5 protein-coding genes are annotated in these 4,983 nt (G+C 70.5%); all 5 read left to right on the top strand.

The window, feature by feature from the left end; translation table 11 throughout:
- A partial coding sequence (locus B2284_RS11675; RefSeq protein ID WP_414646261.1) for a sirohydrochlorin chelatase occupies positions 1–279 on the top strand: 279 nt, incomplete at its 5' end.
- 130 nt (positions 280–409) lie between these two features.
- Positions 410–1,144: a LemA family protein gene (locus tag B2284_RS11670; RefSeq protein ID WP_062258344.1), complete on the top strand. Its 735-nt coding sequence runs from the start codon at positions 410–412 to the stop codon at positions 1,142–1,144.
- A gap of 83 nt (positions 1,145–1,227) precedes the next feature.
- On the top strand, positions 1,228–2,538 hold the full coding sequence (macS, locus tag B2284_RS11665; protein ID WP_170957225.1) for a MacS family sensor histidine kinase: 1,311 nt from the start codon (positions 1,228–1,230) through the stop codon (positions 2,536–2,538).
- Positions 2,539–2,658: 120 nt separating this feature from the next.
- Entirely contained in the window at positions 2,659–3,315 is a 657-nt protein-coding gene (locus B2284_RS11660) for a response regulator (protein WP_038570324.1), read from the top strand.
- 117 nt (positions 3,316–3,432) lie between these two features.
- The coding region (locus tag B2284_RS11655; RefSeq protein ID WP_286697551.1) for a DUF2339 domain-containing protein at positions 3,433–4,983 on the top strand (1,551 nt) is incomplete at its 3' end.

Raw genomic sequence — 4,983 nt, 5'->3', positions numbered from 1 at the left:
GCCACCGCCGACGCCCGCGCCCAGGCACGTCTGCTCGCTGACGTCTGGGGTACCTCGATCGGCGTGGCCTTCGGCTCGGCTGCCACCCCGTCCGTGCCCGACGCCGTGAGCGCAAACCGCGACCACCCTCACGTCCGTGTCGCCGTCGCGGCGCTGCTGCTCGGCGAGGGGCACTTCCATGACAAGCTGACGCGTTCGGGCGCCGAAATCGTCACCGCGCCGCTGGGCGCATCCCCCCAGATCGTCGAGCAGATCCTCACCCGCTTCGACGAGGAGTGACCTCCAGTCCCCAGGCGCAGCCGGCCCCGCCGGGGGCGAATCGCGCCGTGACACGCATCGAGCGCTGACGGTGGTCGCTGCCGTCGGCTAGGGTCGAAGCAGACATGACCCCTCGAAGCAGGAGCCACTCATGACGTTCGTCATCATCCTTCTCGTCATCATCGTCGCGCTCGTCGTCGCAGCCGTCATGATGTACAACGGCCTCGTCAAGCAGCGCAACACGGTGCAAGAGGCCTGGCACCAGATCGACGTCGAGCTGACGCGTCGTCACGACCTCATCCCGAACCTCGTCGAGACGGTCAAGGCGTACGCGAAGCACGAGGCGGGCACGCTCGACGCCGTCATCCGCGCGCGTGGTGCGGCCGTCAACACGAACGGTTCGCCGGCGCAGGTCGCCGAGGCCGAGGGTGAGCTGAGCCAGGCGCTGGGTCGCCTCATCTCCGTCTCCGAGGCCTACCCCGACCTCAAGTCGAACCAGAACTACCAGCAGCTCATGGGCGAGCTCAGCTCGACCGAGGACCGCATCTCCAACGCGCGCCGCTACTACAACGCGTGCGTCAGCTCGCTCAACTCGAAGGTCGACTCGATCCCGACGAAGTTCATGGCCGGCCCCGCGGGCGTGACGAAGGCCGAGTACTACGAGGCCGACGAGGCGACGAAGGGTGCCCCGCGCGTCAACATGACGAACGACCAGGCGCCGAACGTGCAGTTCGACGCGCCGCAGAGCCAGCAGCGTCCGTACAACGAGCAGCCGCAGCTGCCGCCGTCGCAGATGCCGTACCCGACGCAGAACACCGCGAGTGGCCAGTACCAGGCGCCCGGCCAGGAGGGTTACGGGGTGCCGTACCCCGAGCAGCGCAAGTGAGCCGAGCCCACCTGCGTCGACGCCCCGAATCGCCTGTGCGGTTCGGGGCGTCGTCCGTCGCGTCCCGATGGACGGGCTGGGGCGTGGGCCTGCCCGACGACGCGATGGGGTCGCTCTGGGCAACCTCGGGCGCGTTTCGCGTCCTGACGCTCGCGTACAGCCTCTTCATCCATTCGATGGCGATCTCGCACTATTCGCGCCCCCACCTGGCAAGCGCCCTCATCGCGGTGCAGTGCATCTGGTCCGGCATCGCGGCGTACACGATGTTCGCGCGCCGCACCTGGCGGCCTGTGCTCATCGGGCTCGACCAGGTCGTCACGCTCGCGCTCGTCTACTCGACGTGGATCGTCGCACCCGAGAGCTGGTGGGATCACAACCAGAGCCTGCCGACGACGATGTGGGTGACGAACGCCGTGCTCACCGCCGGGATGATGTGGGGTGTCGGCGCAGGTTTCGCGAGCGCCGTCGTCCTGGGGCTCGCGTGCCTGCACGTCGGCGGAGATCTGTCGTGGCTCGAACGTTCACCGACGCTGCCCATTCTCGTCAGTGCGGGCATCGCCGCGGGGGTGGCGAGCCACGGTGTGCAGCGCGCCCACGAGCAGTTGACGAGGGCGCTCGAGCTGCGCGCCCGGGCCGCGGAGCGCGAACGGCTCGCCCGGCAGGTGCACGACGGAGTGCTGCAGGTGCTCGCCTTGACCGCGCGCGAAGGGGAGCGCGCGGGTGGTGAGTTCGCGCGTGTCGGGCAGCTCGCCGCCGAGCAGGAGCAGGCTCTACGCCACCTCATCGCGGACGGCGACGACAGCGCGCGCCGCGACGGCACGTGGGCGGGCAACGCGGGGGCAGTGCGTCTTAATGGTCTCGCCGGGGGAGTCGCCTCCAGCCTGCGTGATGCGGGTCAGAACGGGGTGGCGCGGGGTGGGGGAGCTCTCGACGCCGGCATAGAGGCGTCGTCGGTGGACGCGCCGGCGCGGGGTGCTGCCCGCCGGTCTGACGCGCCTGACCCGACGGATCTGCGCCAGGCGCTGCTCGCCCTCGAGAGCCGTCGGTGCCACGTCAGCGCCGGAGCCGAGGCGGTGACGCTGCGCCCCGACGTCGTCGCCGAGATCACCGCGGCGGTGCGGCAAGCCCTGACGAACACCGATTTGCACGCCGGGCGTGGTGGCGCACCCGCGACCTCGTACGTCCTGCTCGAGGATCTCGGCGATGAGGTCGTCGTCACCGTCCGTGACGACGGCGTGGGCATGTCGCCGGAACGGCCGGCGCAGGCACGCGCCGAAGGGCGACTGGGCGTCAGCGGATCGATCGTCGGACGCATCGAGGCGATCGGCGGACGCGCGCATCTCACCACCGCGCCGGGCGAGGGCGTCGAGTGGGAGTTCACGGTGCCGCGCTGAGGCGCGGCAAGCGGCCTCGATCATGATCGTGTCGCGCGACGGGCGTTCTCATCCGCCGCAGCAGTGGAGCGCCGCAGCGCCACGGTGGCTCGCGATCTTGGCGTCCGCGACAATGTCGTCATGAATGACTCGTCCCGTGAGCCCCAGGCCCGCGTCATGATCGTCGACGATCATCCGATGTGGCGTGACGCCGTCGAACGCGACCTCGTCGCGCGCGGCTACGACGTCGTCGCCACCGCCGGGTCCGTGCGCGAGGCCGTCGATCGCGCTCGCGCGACGCGCCCCGACCTGGTCCTCATGGACATGAATCTGCCCGACGGCAACGGTGCCGACGCGACGTCCGCCATCATGCTGACGCTCGCCGAGGTCAAGGTGCTCGTGCTGTCGGCGTCGTCGGCGCGCAGCGACGTGCTCGACGCCGTAAAGGTTGGCGCGTCGGGCTACCTGCTCAAGAGTGCCAGCGCCGCCGAACTCGTCGACGCGGTCGAGGCGACGCTGCGCGGAGACGCGGTGTTCACCCCCGAACTCGCCGGGCTGGTGCTCGCGCACCTGCGTGGCCGCGTCGACACCACGGACGACCCGGCGAGCGCCCTGACGCCCCGCGAGAGCGAGGTGCTGCGCATGGTTGCGAAGGGGCTCGCGTCGAAGCAGATCGCCTCGCGGCTCGGCCTCAGCAGCCGCACCGTCGACAACCACGTCGCCGCGACGCTGCGCAAGCTGCACCTTGCCAACCGCGTCGAACTGACGCGGTTCGCTCTCGAGAACGGCCTCGACTGACGTTCGCCGCACCTGCGTGGGCAGGGGCGCCCTGAGCACTCACTCGCGTCCATTACTCACGTCGTCTGAGTAGTCCTGCTCAGGCGCCGAAGCCGACGGCCGACGAGGCTCGAAGGCATGAATGAGAACCAGCCCTCGAACTCCTTCGACCCGTCCCGCCCGGTGCCGCCCTACGGTCCGTCGTACCCCGGACGCCCTGCCTTCGACGCTCCTGACGGCCACTCGACGCCGCCGCCACCATTCATGGGGGCGACGCCGAACAGTGGTCATCGGCAAGGCCAGTACAGCGGTGCCGCTCCCGGTCAGGCTCCCCGTGACGGGCGCTCTGGTGCAGGACCGGCACCCGCATTTCCCGGTTCGCTCGCGTTCATCCCGCCGCCACCTCCCGAACTGAAGCCTCGACGGTTCGACAACCAGCAGATCGTCGCGATGCTGCTGGCGGCCGCGGGCGTCGTCGTCACGCTCGTCGGGGTCGTGCTCCTGCTCGTCATGGCGGCGCGTGAAGGCATCCTGACGCCGCCGGTCCGCGTCGTCGGTGGCGCCGCGGGTTCGGCGGCTCTCGCCGCGGCCGCGTCGTGGGTGCGCCGTCGACCGGGTGGCCAGATCGGCTCCATCGCGCTGCTCGCGACGGCAGCGTCCGCGGCGTACTTCGACGTCATCGCCGTCACCCGCCTCTACGCGTGGGTGCCGTTGAGTGTCGGCCTCGCGATGGCGTTCGTCGTCGCGGCAGCCGCGTTCCTGCTCGCGATGCGCTGGGACGAGAAATGGCTCGCCATCGCGATCATGGTCGCGGTTTGCGTGTTCGCGCCCTTCTTGACGCAGGGCCCCGGCCTCGCGCTCGTCGCGTTCCTGTTCGTCATCCAGCTCGTCGGCGTCGCACCCGAGCTGACGCGTCGCTGGGACGAGCTCGGCCTCGCGCGGACCGTCCCCGTCGTGCTCGCCGCGACGTTCTGGATCGACCTCGACCACAGCGTCCAGGTGCCCGTCATGATCGGCCTCATCGCCCTCACCGCGGTGACGACGACGCTGCTCACCGCGACGGTTCGTCCCGACGCGCGCTGGGGTGCGGCCGCCTACGTCAGCGCCTGGCTGCCGATGTGGGTCTTCATGATCCGTGCCGACCGTTCGACGTGGACGCTGTTGGCCCTCGGGGCGACGCTCGTCGCGGCACTGACGTGGTGGGCCCTGCGGCACGCGGGGCGCGAGCTGCGCCTGGGCGCGCTCGTCGTCACCGTCATCAACGCGCTGACGTTGGCCTTCGCCATGACGACCGGGCCGTGGCTTGCCCTGCCGTTCCTCGCCGCTGCGCTCGTGCTGTTCGCCGCGCAGGGCATGACGCGTCAGCGCATCGACGGTCAGCTGGCCCTCGGAGCGCTGGGTCTCGCCGCCGTCGCGCAGCAGGTGGCCTCTCCCACGATCGACCTGTTCTACCGGGGGCGTGCCGCTGAACTGCCGGCAGCCGTCGCGGTGAGCGGGCTGCTCATGCTCACGGTGGCCGCCGTCGCGACCTGGTCGGTGCGGGGCCGGGCGATGCCCGCGCCGCACGTCCAGATGACGCTCGTCGGTGCCGGCTTCATCGGTCTGCTGGGCTTCGCGATGTCGCTGATCACCTGCCTGGGTCGCACGCCGTCGGGCTTCTTCCTCGTGCACCTCGTCATCACCGTCGGC

Origin of the sequence: Dermacoccus sp. UBA1591, assembly GCF_002322065.1 — a bacterium.
GTDB classification, from domain to species: domain Bacteria; phylum Actinomycetota; class Actinomycetes; order Actinomycetales; family Dermatophilaceae; genus Dermacoccus; species Dermacoccus nishinomiyaensis.
Note: the sequence above shows the minus strand (reverse complement) of the source record. Positions and strands in the feature narration are given on the sequence as shown.